At 37.5% G+C, this 15,107-nt stretch carries 16 protein-coding genes; 9 read left to right on the top strand and 7 right to left on the bottom strand.

The features are described 5' to 3' along the window. Positions 1–68: 68 nt before the first annotated feature. The 5 genes from EOK74_RS13585 to EOK74_RS13565 all read left to right on the top strand — a co-directional run bounded on the left by EOK74_RS13585 (position 69) and on the right by EOK74_RS13565 (position 3,758). Complete coding sequence (locus tag EOK74_RS13585) at positions 69–485, top strand: DUF350 domain-containing protein (RefSeq protein ID WP_133470566.1); 417 nt, start codon at positions 69–71, stop codon at positions 483–485. 9 nt (positions 486–494) lie between these two features. After that, complete coding sequence (locus EOK74_RS13580) at positions 495–1,109, top strand: DUF1190 family protein (RefSeq protein ID WP_133470565.1); 615 nt, start codon at positions 495–497, stop codon at positions 1,107–1,109. 47 nt (positions 1,110–1,156) lie between these two features. Continuing rightward, complete coding sequence (locus EOK74_RS13575) at positions 1,157–2,320, top strand: glutathionylspermidine synthase family protein (protein ID WP_133470564.1); 1,164 nt, start codon at positions 1,157–1,159, stop codon at positions 2,318–2,320. A gap of 70 nt (positions 2,321–2,390) precedes the next feature. Beyond that, positions 2,391–2,957, top strand: coding sequence for a rhomboid family intramembrane serine protease (locus EOK74_RS13570; protein ID WP_133470563.1), 567 nt, complete (start codon positions 2,391–2,393; stop codon positions 2,955–2,957). Positions 2,958–3,059: 102 nt separating this feature from the next. Then, positions 3,060–3,758 (top strand): VC0807 family protein, encoded by a 699-nt coding sequence (locus EOK74_RS13565; RefSeq protein ID WP_133470562.1) that lies wholly within the window; start codon positions 3,060–3,062, stop codon positions 3,756–3,758. An 84-nt stretch (positions 3,759–3,842) separates the two neighbouring features. On the opposite strand, the gene EOK74_RS13560 is transcribed toward EOK74_RS13565, so the two are convergent. Beyond that, the gene (locus EOK74_RS13560) at positions 3,843–5,135 is read right to left on the bottom strand and encodes an alkaline phosphatase (RefSeq protein WP_133470561.1); all 1,293 of its coding nucleotides are present in this window, start codon (positions 5,133–5,135) and stop codon (positions 3,843–3,845) included. Between the two features lie 110 nt (positions 5,136–5,245). Beyond that, the gene (locus EOK74_RS13555; protein ID WP_133470560.1) at positions 5,246–6,193 is read right to left on the bottom strand and encodes a chemotaxis protein CheV; all 948 of its coding nucleotides are present in this window, start codon (positions 6,191–6,193) and stop codon (positions 5,246–5,248) included. Positions 6,194–6,452: 259 nt separating this feature from the next. Between EOK74_RS13555 and EOK74_RS13550 the strand changes: the two genes are divergently transcribed. Beyond that, positions 6,453–8,048, top strand: a complete 1,596-nt coding sequence (locus EOK74_RS13550) for an isocitrate lyase (RefSeq protein WP_133470559.1) — start codon at positions 6,453–6,455, stop codon at positions 8,046–8,048. 236 nt (positions 8,049–8,284) lie between these two features. Continuing rightward, positions 8,285–9,229, top strand: coding sequence for a LysR family transcriptional regulator (locus EOK74_RS13545; protein ID WP_133470558.1), 945 nt, complete (start codon positions 8,285–8,287; stop codon positions 9,227–9,229). Between the two features lie 14 nt (positions 9,230–9,243). On the opposite strand, the gene EOK74_RS13540 is transcribed toward EOK74_RS13545, so the two are convergent. The 5 genes from EOK74_RS13540 to EOK74_RS13520 form a co-directional block, all read right to left on the bottom strand. Continuing rightward, the gene (locus EOK74_RS13540; protein WP_133470557.1) at positions 9,244–10,389 is read right to left on the bottom strand and encodes a nucleotidyltransferase domain-containing protein; all 1,146 of its coding nucleotides are present in this window, start codon (positions 10,387–10,389) and stop codon (positions 9,244–9,246) included. Next, entirely contained in the window at positions 10,386–11,297 is a 912-nt protein-coding gene (locus tag EOK74_RS13535; RefSeq protein ID WP_133470556.1) for an HprK-related kinase A, read from the bottom strand. The genes EOK74_RS13540 and EOK74_RS13535 overlap by 4 nt, the downstream gene beginning before the upstream one ends. Then, positions 11,298–11,549 (bottom strand): hypothetical protein, encoded by a 252-nt coding sequence (locus EOK74_RS13530; protein WP_133470555.1) that lies wholly within the window; start codon positions 11,547–11,549, stop codon positions 11,298–11,300. Between the two features lie 13 nt (positions 11,550–11,562). Beyond that, the gene (locus tag EOK74_RS13525) at positions 11,563–12,162 is read right to left on the bottom strand and encodes a hypothetical protein (protein ID WP_133470554.1); all 600 of its coding nucleotides are present in this window, start codon (positions 12,160–12,162) and stop codon (positions 11,563–11,565) included. Between the two features lie 148 nt (positions 12,163–12,310). After that, positions 12,311–13,090: a S1 family peptidase gene (locus EOK74_RS13520; RefSeq protein WP_133470553.1), complete on the bottom strand. Its 780-nt coding sequence runs from the start codon at positions 13,088–13,090 to the stop codon at positions 12,311–12,313. Positions 13,091–13,206: 116 nt separating this feature from the next. On the opposite strand from EOK74_RS13520, the gene EOK74_RS13515 reads away from it, so the two are divergent. Together EOK74_RS13515 and EOK74_RS13510 are read left to right on the top strand one after the other, a co-directional pair. Beyond that, positions 13,207–14,226, top strand: a complete 1,020-nt coding sequence (locus EOK74_RS13515; RefSeq protein WP_133470552.1) for an NAD-dependent epimerase — start codon at positions 13,207–13,209, stop codon at positions 14,224–14,226. A 30-nt stretch (positions 14,227–14,256) separates the two neighbouring features. Continuing rightward, the gene (locus EOK74_RS13510) at positions 14,257–15,006 is read left to right on the top strand and encodes a YdcF family protein (RefSeq protein WP_133470551.1); all 750 of its coding nucleotides are present in this window, start codon (positions 14,257–14,259) and stop codon (positions 15,004–15,006) included. Positions 15,007–15,107: the final 101 nt, after the last annotated feature.

Raw genomic sequence — 15,107 nt, 5'->3', positions numbered from 1 at the left:
TAAGCTCTGTTTAAATTTTAAATACCCCCACATATGTTGGGAGTGCACAATATTAAAAAGGATAAAAAATGGACGCAGTTTTAAACTCACTAGCAGGGTTAAGCAACTTTGCTTTGTATTTTGCAGTTTCAATTTTGTTATTATTTGTATTTAAAATAATTTATGCATTTGTGACTCCCCATGATGAATGGGCTTTAGTTAAAGTACATAAAAATCAAGCCGCTGCCATTGGTTTTGGTGGAGCTATGATTGGCTTCAGTATTGCTTTGGCGGGTGCAGTAGCAAACTCAGAGTTTTTGATAGACTTTGTGATTTGGGGCATAGTCGCGATTATTGCACAGTCTTTAGCCTTTGCATTATTGCGCTTTACATTTATGCCTAAAATTGCGGACAGAATTGATAAGAATGAAATATCAGCAGGCACAATTTTAGCTGCAGTTTCTATTTCTGTTGGGCTGTTAAACGCCGCATGTATGAGTTACTAGGAGAGCCCAATGCAATCCAATAAAAGTAAACGCTCAATCAATATAAATCTAAAGGGAATGCGCAAAGGGTTTAGCGTTAAACCTTTGGCACTAGGTATTGCCGCTATTTGCTTAACAGCATGTGGTGATCAACAAAAAGCAACTGTATATACCGATGTTTCTGATTGCACTAATGACAATCCTGATGCTGCCACACAATGTGAGGCCGCCTATCAACAAGCTTTGCAAGAAGCTGAGCGTACAGGCCCAAAATATAATTCCCAGAGTGACTGTGAAGCAGAATTTGGGTACAACCAATGTAACCAAGTACAAAATAGCTCAGGTTCATTTTTTATGCCTTTTATGGCGGGTTACATGCTTAGTAACTTGTTATCACCAAGAGGTTACTATTCTCAACCAATGTTCACGTCTTATTCTCGATATTCTCCCTATAGAAATCGATGGATAGGTGCTGACGGTTACGATTTTGGTGATTACCGTCGTCGAACCATGAATGTCAGCGAAAGTGCCTTAAAGCCCAAACCAACAGTTAGCAGAACGATCAAGCGGGGCGGTTTTGGTAGTAGCGTTAGAGCAAAATCTAGCTGGGGCAGCAGCTCTAAAAAAGGTGGCTGGGGTGGTTAACCCCAATCCATGCTTTTTAACCGTTTTTTCAACAAGTATGTTTTGAAATGTTAAGAGTCAATATTAATGAACGTAGCAATTGGCGGCGTAAAGCAGAAGAGTATGGATTTAAATTTCATACCATGCATGGAGAACCTTATTGGGATGAATCCGCCTATTATCAATTTACCCTGAAACAAATCGAACAAGATTTAGAAACTCCCACTGAAGACATTCACCAAATGTGTTTGCATGTGGTTGATAAGGTTGTAAACGATCAGGCACTGCTCGAAAAATTTCAGATACCTGACACATTTTGGGAGCAAATACGTGATTCTTGGAAACAACAAGCTCCCTCTTTGTATTCTCGTTTAGATTTTACTTATCACGGTACCGGCCCGGCCAAATTATACGAAAATAATGCTGATACTCCCACCTCACTTTATGAATCTGGATTTTGGCAATGGTTGTGGTTACAAGAACATGTTGATGCGGGCAATATAGCTAAACAGGCAGATCAATTTAACTCTTTACAAGAAAAGTTAGTCCATAGATTAGCGGCTATCGCTAAACATTATGATGTGACCCATATGCATTTTGCATGCTGCCAAGATACCGATGAAGATAGAGGAACTGTCCAGTACTTACAAGATTGTGCTAGGGAATCAGGACTACTTAATGACTTTGTTTTTATGGAAGATATTGGGTTAAGTGAATGTGGAAGTTTTAGCGACTTAGCTAATAATAAAATTCAAACTCTTTTTAAACTTTACCCATGGGAGTTTATTCAAAGAGAAGAGTTTGGAAGTGCCATTGAAACAGCGAATGTAAATTGGCTAGAGCCCATATGGAAAACAGTATTATCTAATAAAGCACTTATGCCTATGCTTTGGAAAATGTTCCCCAACCACCCTAATCTACTGCCTTCTTACTTTGAGGATGAGCTGTCTTTAGCTACTGAAAGTAAACTCGTTAAAAAGCCAATCTACTCTCGGGAAGGGGCCAATGTTAGTGTGATTGAAAATGGCAAAACAGTTCTACAAGCCAGTGGCCCCTATGGTGAAGAAGGCTTTATTTATCAAGCATATTCAGCCTTGCCACAGTTTACAGATAATCACACATTAATTGGTTCTTGGTTAGTCGATGATAAAGCTGCTGGAATTTCAGTACGTGAGGACAAGTCCTCCATCACACAAGATATGTCCCGTTACTTGCCCCATATTATTTTGTGACAATTTGACATGAATTTACTCAGTATTTTCAGTGATAATAGCGTAACGCTTTCTTGTTATTATTAGGCAAATGAAACTTACTAACAAACCCATGAACACCTCACAACAAGTCAAAATTATCTTTTGGCTTTTTGTGGTATTAACTCTTGTTGAACTAATAAATCTATTCACTGGCCGTATGTTAAATCAGCTGGGGAATTTCCCTAGATATATACCTGGTTTGAAAGGGATCCTACTTGGACCTTTTATTCATGGCAGCCTGCAGCATTACTTTTCAAACATTATCCCTATAAGTATCTTCAGTTATTTATTACTGCAATACGGCTTAAAGCGTTATCTAATGGTTAGTCTATGGGTAGTTTTAGGCACTGGAATTTTAGTTTGGCTGTTTGGCCGAGCTTCGAGCCATATCGGTGCAAGTGGTGTGATTTATGGATACTTTGGTTATTTAGTTTTAGCTGGCTTTTTAAGTGGTAAAGTCAAACTCATGTTGATATCGGTTCTCGTGGCATTTTTCTACGGCGGTTTGATATGGGGTGTTTTGCCATCAAGCCCATATGTCTCTTGGGAATCTCATTTATTTGGCTTTTTATCTGGGCTAGTTGCAGCAAAACTATGGGCATCAAAAACAAGGTAGTAACGAACAAAGATACTGGGGTTGAACTTCAAAATTCTAGCCCCTAGTTATTAACTTTTATATACTATGCAACAGCAAAGTTTTGCATCATTTAGGTAACATATGACCCAATCTACACCCAAAAAACAGCCGGGAATGTTAGGCAACTTAGCCTTTAATATTGTAATCCCTGTACTTATATTAACTAAACTTAGTGGAGACGAGTACTTAGGACCTGCATGGAGTATTGTTGCAGCACTGATATTTCCCATCGCTTTTGGGATCTGGGACCTTAAACAATCAGGTAAAGTAAATCCCTTTTCTATTTTAGGTATCGTGAGTGTCTTTTTAACTGGTGGCATCAGCCTATTAGAGTTACCTGCAGAATACATTGCGATCAAAGAAGCCAGTATTCCAGCCCTTATTGGCCTAGCAGTATTGATTACTCAAAAAACCAGTAAACCTCTATTAAAAGTATTTGTACTGAATGAGCAAATTGTAAACTGGAAAAACCTTTCTGATTCTTTAGAAAAAACAGGGACCACAGCAGCTTTTGAGAAAAAAATGGCCACCAGTTCTTTTATCGTTGCAGGTTCTTTCTTCTTATCGTCAGCTTTAAATTATATATTGGCCAAGGTGATTTTAGTTAGCGCACCAGGCACCACGGCATATACTGAAGAGCTTGGGAGAATGACGGCTTTAAGTTATCCTGTGATCGTCATACCCAGCATGATCATGTTAATCGCCGCCTTGTGGTATATATTTGCTCAAATTAAAAAACTCACCGGTGAAGACTTAGAGCATTTTTTAGTTGAGCAATAGTATTTAAGACAGAAAAAAGCCAGCTTGACGCTGGCTTACATATTCATCTTTTATAAAAATACGGTAACTATGTTTTAATGCTCATTATTTCGCTTTTAATAGATCGAAAATGTTTTCAGCAATTTGAGTGTTATCTAAGTAGCCTCTGAAACGTTCACTTCCTAGACCAATTGCCATTACCGGAACATCCACTCCTGTATGGCCACCCGTGGTCCAGCCAGTTACTGAACGGTTATCAAGTATTTTAGTAATTGCCTTGTGGAACACTCTGGCATTATCGGACTCAAGATCGATAAGTTGCTTCTCTTCCTCGCTGGTAAGGTCTACCCCTAATAGATCTGAAGCTAACTTAGCTCTATTTTTCGCCGTCACTAACATTTTTGATATTTCTTCGGGAGATGCTTTCAAGCCTTTAAGAACCGATGGTCCCCAATCGTAAATTCGGTTAGCACCGATAGTGAGTCCACCAGTACTATGGTCTGCCGTAATTACCATTAGAGTATTATCATGTCTTTGGACATAAGCCTCTAGCCATTCAAGCGTGAGCGCTAGATCATGCATTTCTGCCATAGCAGCGGCCACATCGTTTGCATGACCGGCCCAATCAACTTGGCTGCCTTCCACCAATAAAAAGAAACCTTCATCATTTTCTAGTTGTTTCACAGCTGTTCTGGCCAAAGCTGGTAAACGTTGTTTTCCTGCACTATCTAAAGCCCAAGGCAAACCAACATCTGCAAAAAGGCCGAGTAACGGAGCATTTGGTTTGACACTACTAAGCTGTTCATAGTTATCAATATATTGATAACCTGACTTTTGAAATTGCTCTACTAGATTACGATCTTCACGAATAAAGTACTTCCAACCACCGCCCAACATAACGTCTAAAACAAACTGGTTATTAATTTTCTCATCATAGTAACTATCTGCTATAGCGTTATAATTTTGACGACTTTCGTTATGAGAACTAAATCCCGCAGGTGTTGCATGGTTTATTTGTGAAGTAACAGCGACCCCTGTTTTACGCCCCTGCTTTTTAGCCAACTCCAGTACGGTTTGAACCGACTTTTTATCTACATCTACTCCAATTGCACCATTGTAAGTTTTCACACCAGATGATAATGCTGTAGCGCTTGCAGCTGAATCGGTTACGTATCCAGTATTACTATCGGGATGGGTACTTGCCATACCGACTAATAATCGGTCAAATACCGTTTCTTCTACTTCCGGTGTAGCAGGATCATCTGCATACATGCGATAGGCAGTAGTATATGATGGCCCCATACCATCGCCTATTACCATAATAATATTTTTAGGTGCTTCAGTTGCTGTTAACGAACTGCAGAAGCCTGCGACTAAAAGGCTCAATATACGCTTCATCTTATCTCCACTGATGAATTTAAAGCGTAGGATTATACGTGAGCTATCTAGATTAGTAATGAAAAATTATATGAAACTATAGTGACACAACATAAACTTAAGAGCTGCAATCAAACATTTAGAGCTTCTCTCATTCTTTGTTGTACTACATCGACTAACAAATCAGGTTGAAACTTGGAAATAAATCGATTACAACCCACTTTTTTAACCATAGCTTCATTGAAGCTGCCACTTAAAGAAGTATTGAGGGCGATAAATAACTCACTCATCCGTGGATCTTTTCGAACTTCAGAGGTTAATCGATACCCATCCATTTCTGGCATTTCAGCATCTGTAAACATCATTAAAATCTCATCTGTTACTATTTTTCCGTCATCAGCCCACTTTCTGAGTCGATTTAAAGCTCTTAAACCATCTTTTTCTTCAATAATTTCGAGCCCAAGTTGACCAAGTGTTTCTCTTATTTGCCAACGAGCAGTAGCCGAGTCATCTACAACTAATATCTTTTTACCTTTAAGGTGGATTGAAACGTTTGTATCTAGCACATCCTCAGAAATAGACGTGTCATATTCTACAATTTCCGCAAGTACTTTCTCCACGTCTATAATTTCAACTAATTCACTATCGTTACCCATTTCAACATGAGTAATAGCTGTTAAATAGTTGTTTTTACCAGCAGTAGTTGGAGGAGGTTGAATAGTACTCCAAGAAGTATTAATAATGTGCATCACCTTGCCTATTAAGAAGCCTTGAACACTTCTATTATATTCAGTAATAATTACATTCTCGGGCTCATATTTTTCTTCGTTTAAATTAATTCCAATGGCCGCACGCAAGTCAATTACTGGGATTGATGCCCCCCTATAATTTGTGACTCCTTTTAAATTTTTATGAGCCCCAGGCATTTGATTCATTGGAGGGATTGTAATCACCTCTCTGACTTTAAACACGTTTAATGCAAACGTATGCCTAGTGCCTAATTTAAACATGAGTAACTCTAACCTATTCTCGCCCACTAGTTGTGTACGCTGGTCAATTGATGACATTAGCTCTGACATAGATACTCTCTAATTAACATTCTAAAACAAACTATAACCAAGTCCTTTACTTAAAACAAAGTCTTAAACTTTGATTTAATACCTTTAAATTGTTGATAAAACACCCACCAATCATTCATAAAATAAATAATGAAAATCCTTTATATAGATTTCAAATATAACCAAAGCCTATATAGGATTATCTCAACAACAAGTTTAGAGCAATTTCATCAACGCATTCTAGCTTGTTACAAAATATCATCAACTAAGGAACATTCACATGTCACAATATCAACAAGATATCTCTAAATTCAATACTCTAAAGTCAGTCCAAAATGGCACTTGGAGTGCAATTTCGCCAGAATATGCAGCTCGAATGAAAACTCAAAATCGGTTCCAAACAGGACTCGATATTGCCAAGTATACCGCCTCTATTATGCGCAAGGATATGCTAGATTATGATGAAGACTCTAGTCAATATACTCAGTCTCTAGGTTGCTGGCACGGATTTGTGGGCCAGCAAAAAATGTTATCAGTTAAAAAGCACCAGGGTACAACTGATAAAAGCTATTTATATCTATCAGGCTGGATGGTAGCAGCCCTTAGGTCTGAGTTTGGTCCATTACCCGATCAATCTATGCATGAAAAAACAACCGTTCCAGCATTAATTGAAGAACTATATACCTTTTTACGTCAAGCAGATGCCCGTGAGTTAGGCGACCTTTTCACCGAGCTAGATAAGGCCACAGCAGCAGGGTTTGACACCACAGAAATTCAAACATCTATAGATAACTATCAAACCCATATAGTGCCAATTATTGCGGATATTGATGCAGGCTTTGGGAACGAAGAAGCAACCTATCTGTTAGCGAAGAAAATGATAGAAGCGGGAGCTTGCTGTATTCAAATTGAAAACCAAGTATCCGATGCCAAACAGTGTGGTCACCAAGACGGAAAGGTAACGGTTCCACATGAAGACTTTTTAGCTAAAATTAATGCTGTACGGTACGCTTTTCTTGAGCTGGGGGTAGATGATGGCGTCATCGTAGCGAGAACTGACTCTCTAGGTGCAAGCCTAACCCAAAAAATACCTGTTTCAAAAAGTCCAGGGGACTTAGCCGCCCAATACAATGCATTTCTAGACACCTCTGATGTTAATTCAATAGATGATTTAAATGAAGGTGACTCAGTTCTCAAACAAAACGGTAAGCTAGTTAAACCCACACGTTTACCAAACGGTTTATATAAGTTTAAAGATAATACGAGTATTGATCGCGTTGTTTTAGATTGTATTACCTCACTGCAAAATGGTGCAGATCTTTTATGGATTGAAACGGAAAAACCTCATGTTGGGCAAATTGGTGATATGGTAAGAGCGATTCGGGAAACTGTACCTAATGCCAAGCTGGTATATAACAACTCGCCATCTTTCAACTGGACTCTTAACTTCCGCCAGCAAGTATTCGATGCTTGGTTAGAAAGTGGCAAAGATATAAAAGGTTACGACAGAGCCGCTTTAATGTCAGAGCAATATGACGACTCTGAATTAGCTCAACTAGCTGATGAAAAAATTAAAACCTTCCAGGCCGATGCTGCTCGTGAAGCTGGCATTTTCCACCACTTAATAACCTTGCCAACATATCATACTGCAGCATTATCAACAGATGAGTTAGCGAAAGGCTATTTTGGTGATGAGGGCATGTTAGCTTACGTAAAAGGTGTGCAACGCAAAGAAATAAGACAAAGCTTAGCATGTGTTAAACACCAAGCTATGGCCGGTTCAAACATTGGTGATGACCATAAAGAATACTTCTCTGGCGAACAAGCATTAAAGGCCTCTGGAGAAGACAATACGATGAACCAATTCGATGCATGATAATTCACGATATAATTAGTTATATCAGGAAAACATCATTCAATAATTGTTCAGAATCAAAGCTATTAGTGCTTTGATTTTGGACGTCTTCAAGTAGTTCACCTCTTTCCCCAAATTTGCAGTTTTAATAAACATTAATTTAATATTTCATCCTTGTTGCATTTAATCCATGAAAATACAAATTAAAATGAGTAAAATTCAGATACTAAATAACTCTTAGCCTCGAGATAATAATAATGAATATATCAAAAGTAGATTTAAACTTACTGGTTTATCTAGACGTACTACTTAGAGAGGGCAGCGTTACAAAAGCAGCAAACCAACTAAGCATTACTCAACCAGCTATGAGCAATGGCCTTCGAAGACTTAGAGATTTATTTAAAGACCCTTTACTGATTAGAACTAGTGGCGGCATGACCCCTACAAAACGAGCCACGGAATTGCAACCTATTATAAGGGACGTACTCTCAAAGTTAGAAACAACCATAAAACCAGAAGTAGAATTTAGCCCTCTTCAAAGTAATAGAACTTTTAGGATCATGGCAAGTGACTATGCCGAATCAACTTTACTAATGGAACTCATTAGACGGTTAACTAAATTAGCCCCAAATGTAACGTTAGATCTAATAACCCCTAGTGATGTCACCTTCCATGATGTAGAACATGGAAAAGTAGACATGGCAATTAATCGTTTTGATGAACTTCCTTTATCATTTCATCAAAAAGTGGTTTGGTACGATTCTTTTTGCTGTGTATTAAACAGTCAAAATCCAATTGTGGGCAATTTTAATCTAGATAACTATTTAACCAGTAAGCATATATGGGTCAGTAAAACAGGGTTTGGTGTGGGTGTTGGAATAGATCCAACAGAAGTGCAAAAGTTAGGCTGGGTAGATGCAGAGCTGACAAAAATTGGCAAACAAAGAAGCATACGGGTATTTACGAGGCATTATCATGTGGCGCTACAACTAGCTAAAGCTCAAAACTTGGTGGCAACTTTACCAAGTAAAGCAGCTAAACTGTATACTCAGGACCCTGATGTAATTATGTTAGAACCACCATTTGATATTCCACCTATCGCATTAAAAATGGCCTGGAGTCCATTATTACAACATGATGCAGGCCATATATGGCTAAGAAGATTAATAACAGAAGTAGGTAGTGATTTAGCAGAAAAGTAACACTTAGTGGTTAATCATATTTTGGGAAGGTTTTCTGGAAGCTCTTGTTCTTTATTTTTCTTAAAAGCTCCTTTTCCAGCTATCATCTCGCCAATCGCTTTGTATGCTTTAGTTGAAACGTGTTGAATAAGAATAGGCAAAGGCATTTTTATCCAATGTCCTCTTATCATAGCAATTAAATTAGCTAACCCAATATAGGATACCTTACACAGTGGATGTTGAGGCTGCAGGATTCTAAAAAATATCCAATCAAAAAACACCATAGTGATTCTTGAAGGCAAAAATCCTTCACTTTTTAACATCCATTTATCCGGTATGGAGGAATTAAAAAACAAGTTTGTATAGCGACATGCCAAACCTAACTCAGCAGTAAAATTAGTCCGCTGTGCTAATAGAAAGAGCGCCTCCCAAAATCCTTCATTCTCTCCAAACTCGCTAAACATCAAATGTAAATCACTTAAGTCACGAAAACCGTGATGATACTCTTCTTGATAAAACAGGTGGACTGCACTGTGCAATACCATTGCATATGGTGCTAATGTTTTTGCTTGCCCATCACAAATACTCACCAAATCATTCTTAAAAAACTCAATATCAGGAGCCTTTCCACTGATTATAGGTACTAAATTATGATGTACATCAAGTTGAGTTCCTCTTGTACAATGCATCAGTGGAGGGATTTCATGTGCCCATTTACGATAATACATTTGTTCATAATCATCAATTTCATCATGGATCCAACCGTATACAAGAAGCTTGTTTTCAACCGAATCGACTAACTCTTTTGATACTAAAATATCAATATCCGAAAAAACACGGCCCTCTCCTACTTTATATTTAGCTAATAAGTAGGCTGCTCCTTTTAAGAATATGGGCGGCTCATCAGAAATTTTATTAATTAATTTCACTAAACCTTCCGCCTCAAAATAAACATGTTGCTTTAATAGTTCTGATGAGCATTTAGCTGCTTGAAAATGATTTAATGCATAACTGGGTAATGTTTCTAAGTTAGAAAAGTCAACCGACATAGCTGCTATTCTCGGTAACATGGATACTTCTCTAGCGACTCGTATGATATATTCCCATTCTACCAACCTATTAGTCATAGGTACTTGACCTTTTACCAAAGAAATCAGCTGCTGCGTAATAGGAGACATCATTGGGCAAATACTCCCTCAGTTAAAAACTCCATGACTGAATTTAAGTCGTTATAAAAAATTTCAACTGTATCTGTTTGCTCTATTAATCGAGTCATTGCTCTAAACCCTTGCAAGCCTAACATCCCTTCATTAAATGCATTACTAGACAAAGACTCATAAGCTTGAATTTTATTGAGGGTATAAATATCCAGTTTTTTATCGAGAGTAAAATGAGGTAACACAATTGCCCTAACTTTTGCAGTTTTATAGAGATCCAAAACACTGCTTTCTGGAGGTTTAACATGAGCAACTGTGCCTTTTGATGTATCTTTAGCAATATTTGAAACAACAACATCAGGAAACCACTCTTTAACCAAATCAATAGAGTTATTTTTTAAACAAATAGGCCTGACAAATGGGTGAGCTAACCCTGTTTCAAGATTAATAACTGTCATTTCATCTGACAATAAACGCCACCCGGAATTAGCTAAATATGCACATAACGTGCTTTTACCTGAGCCTGGAGGAGCAGGAAAAATAAACGCTTCATCATTTTTTTCGAGGATAGCCCCATGGATGAGTAAAAAATTATGTTGATGTGCTGCCATACACCAATTCATCCCCCATTCAAGTAATGGGTATGCTTGTGATCGAGGTAAGGGCAAAAACGGAGTATATTGGTCAAGTGAGAAGCTTATTTGAGGTTTAAACCATCGTCTCAAAGAAAAAGATTGCTGAATTGATACTTGGAAATCAGTTGGGTCATCCTGACCTACAATTGAATAGTCAGAATATAATTCATAAAATACTTTTTGAACGTCTGGTAATTTTGATTTAACTCGGAATGAGGCTACGCCTAAATCAATACCGATATTACCTTTATGCATTTTCTCAGAAAGGTCTCCATACTCCAACTCTTTTAATTGCAACTAAATATCCTCTATCAAAATACCTTCTGATATTAGAGTATGCCAAACTTCTTTCACTTGATCAGACTCAATTTCCACAATTTTAGAATTAAATGCTGTGAAATCAAAACTTTCTTCACTCTTTAAGGCCAATAAAATAACTCCAACCTTAGAGGTCAAAGTTACCACCTTACCTAACGCAGGAACAAATACTAAAACGCCAGACTGGTCGCTGGCGTTATAAATAAAAACGGATGGAGAAATGTGAAACATATCGAATTAGATCTTAACGTCTAGAACCGCCGCTATAAGTATAGGTTTGCTGTAATGCTTGAATTAATGCTGCTTCGTCATTCTCTGCTTCGGCTTCTAACATTGAAGCATACATCTCAGCTGTCACGCCAGGTTTCAGAGGGTAACGGTTATCTAAAGCATTTAAATACCCTGCAACCAAGTTTTGCTCCAAATCTCCGCCTTTTTCTAAAATTTCATATAAAGAGCTAGAAGAACTAACACTCGATCTATTATATTTATTCTTATAACCGCCACGGCTATAACCAGAAGTAGGTGTAAAACTAAAAATTGTCCCCCAAGGAGTGGTAGATGCGGTACGAGCTGTTGCACTTACATATTTACTAGAACGGCAATCATCGTACCAATCTTCCGGTGACTTACCTGAAACAACGACAGCTTCACAGACAGCAGACTGGTTACCAGACAAGTTGCCAGAAACCATACACCCACCACCATGACCTCCACTTCTAGCCCAACTTGTTTTAATGGGTAAGGTCGCGACTAAAGCAGTAGCTGTGCTCTTAACTAAAAACTTCCTTCTTGAATCCGTTGATTCTTTTTCTTTTACAATACTTTGCTTATTATGTTTCACAACTATTCACCATCCGTATTATGAATTTTTAAACTTTACCACTTAATGCAAAAAACAAACCAATTTACAAGATATTGATTTTAATAAATAAAAAATCAAAATATATCATTAGTGTAAATATAATAGACACTTAATGGAATTTTTCCAATTATATAGAATAGCCGCTGCTTTTGGCGAGAGCTTTCAAATATTTTATAGGTATGGCGTAACTGATTCCTGATGGTTTTTCCAGTACAGACTCTTTTGACTCTTTAACAAATACTTTGTTCAGCACTCCTATGACTTCCCCTGTTTCAGAATCATATATTGGACTACCACTATTACCTGGGTAAGCTGTTATATCAAGTTGATATATTAAGAACTGCTCATCCAACCTTTTGAGAATTCTTGTGGATAACCCCCGAGAATTGGCTGATGGAATAACATCTGGTGAAGTAGCAGCAATTATGCCTCTATGAGTAGCTGGAAATAACCCCAGTACTGCACCTATAGGGAACCCTGTAAGTAAAATTTCTGTCCCATCTGGCGCATATTCATCAGTTGCCAATGTTATAGGTTTTAAGGCTTCCTCTAATTTAAGAATTGCTAAATCATGCAAAGGGTCTGTGGCAACCACTTTTACCTTTTGGATTTTTGGTTTACGACCTTGACCTGAGAAAATAATGAGGTGTTGCACTTTTGTAGGGTCTAAATCAATAGATACAACATGATAATTGGTAGCAACTAATGAACCATCTCCAAACACAAAGCCACTCCCCATTAATTGATGAGTTTGCGTACCTAACGGATCATATAACCCCACACCTACAATTGATGGCTTAATGTTCGAAACGAGATCGCTTAGTTTAGTAGCGAAAGTCGAATTCGATAACAGCCATACAATTAAGAAAATTTTAAAACTAAATAAAAATATATTATTTACCATCATAATCGTTACAGTTACTGGCAAGTATCTGGTTATAATCACAAATATTAGCTTCGCATTCCATTTATATTTTTATGTTTAAGGTATTAAAATCTTAAACAAGCTCTAAGGGTATTATTATGAAAGTTCTAGTTACAGGGGTTGCTGGATTTATTGGGTTTCACGTTACTAAATATCTGCTAAGCCGCGGCGATACTGTTGTAGGTATCGATAACATGAACGATTATTATGATGTAACTCTAAAGGAAGGACGCTTAAAACAATTATCAACACATACATCGTCCAATAATTTTAGTTTTATAAAAATGGATTTGGCAGATAGAGAAAATATTGAGGATTTATTCAGAACCAATCTATTTGAAAAAGTCATACATTTGGCCGCCCAAGCAGGAGTAAGGTATTCAATAGAGAATCCCCATGCTTACGTTGATAGTAACTTAATAGGCTTTATGAATATTTTAGAAGGGTGTCGACATACTAAAGTCAAACACCTTGTCTATGCTTCATCAAGCTCAGTATATGGTGCTAATGAAACCACTCCTTTCAAAGTTACCGATAACGTTGACCATCCAGTTTCACTTTATGCGGCCACTAAAAAAGCAAACGAGGCTATAGCGCATTCATATAGTCATCTATATAAATTACCAACCACAGGGCTACGTTTTTTTACAGTTTATGGTCCATGGGGCAGACCCGACATGGCCCTATTCAAATTTACCAAAGCAATTTTAGATGGGGAGCCTATCAAGGTATTTAATTATGGCAATCATCGCCGTGATTTCACCTATATTGATGATATTGTTGATGGCATTATAATGTGCATAGACAACATAGCTCAACCAAATACCAAATGGAACGGCAAATTCCCAGATCCTAGTAGCAGTAAAGCTCCCTGGAAAATCTATAATATCGGGGCCCATAATCCAGTTCATTTACTCACATTTATTGAAACATTAGAAAAGGCATTAAATAAAACAGCTATTAAAGAAATGTTGCCACTACAAGCTGGTGATGTACCTGATACATATGCTGATGTTTCTGCGCTAACGAATGACATTGGCTATCAACCCAAAACCAATTTAGATAAAGGAATTGGAGAATTTGTTACTTGGTATAAAACATTTTATGAAATACAGTAAAATCAAGAAATCAAAAAAATTTCAAACCGTATGTTAGCAGATATAGCAACGTCACTTAGTTCCCCTTTGGTACATTCAACACTGATGTTTGTATTGCTCAGGTTTGCTTGTTTATTCTCTACTAGTAAATTATTGTCGTTCTTCTCATTTCTGCCTTTGGGATGGTTATTACTTTGTTCAATGACCTACCCAAGTGTTATATTGATCAAACATTTAGAAGACCCCTATCCCACAATAAAAATTGAATCTAAAGTTTGGCGACAAACAGATGCGATTGTTATCTTAGCGTGTAACTACGTTGAAGATGATGACTTACCTTTTGTTTCTAGATGGCCAAATTGCTCTATGCAGAGAAATCATTATGCAGCACAAATGTACCACTCAGTAAACAAACCAATCTACCTAGCCGGTGGTATTTTAGGTAGAAGAGATGTCTATTCACAAGCTGCACATAATCAGGAGTTCCTAACGACTATGGGAGTGAATTCCCATGACATTTTCATAAACTCTAAAGGAAATAATACTGAAACTGAAGTCGCTGCTCTAGCAGAAATGCTGGATGGCAAGTATATATCGTTAGTTACCTCTGCAAGCCACTTAACCCGCGCCATCACTTATTTCGAAGACTATAATATTAAGGTACTACCAATACCCGTTGAACACTTGAGTCGTAAAAATGTTGAACCAGTACTAGGCTTACCTAATGCATCTAGCTTATATAGAAGTGAAAGAGCCTTGCATGAATACCTAGGGCTAATTTACCAAAACTACCTACGCTAAACGTGTGACCTATAAAAGTATTATGATAAATAATTAGAACTGAGTTAACATTTATCTTTTGCTCATTTCAAATTGAGCTCTTAAATTATGATGGAGTTGGA

Origin of the sequence: Paraglaciecola marina, assembly GCF_004360155.1 — a bacterium.
GTDB lineage: Bacteria > Pseudomonadota > Gammaproteobacteria > Enterobacterales > Alteromonadaceae > Paraglaciecola > Paraglaciecola marina.
Note: the sequence above shows the minus strand (reverse complement) of the source record. Positions and strands in the feature narration are given on the sequence as shown.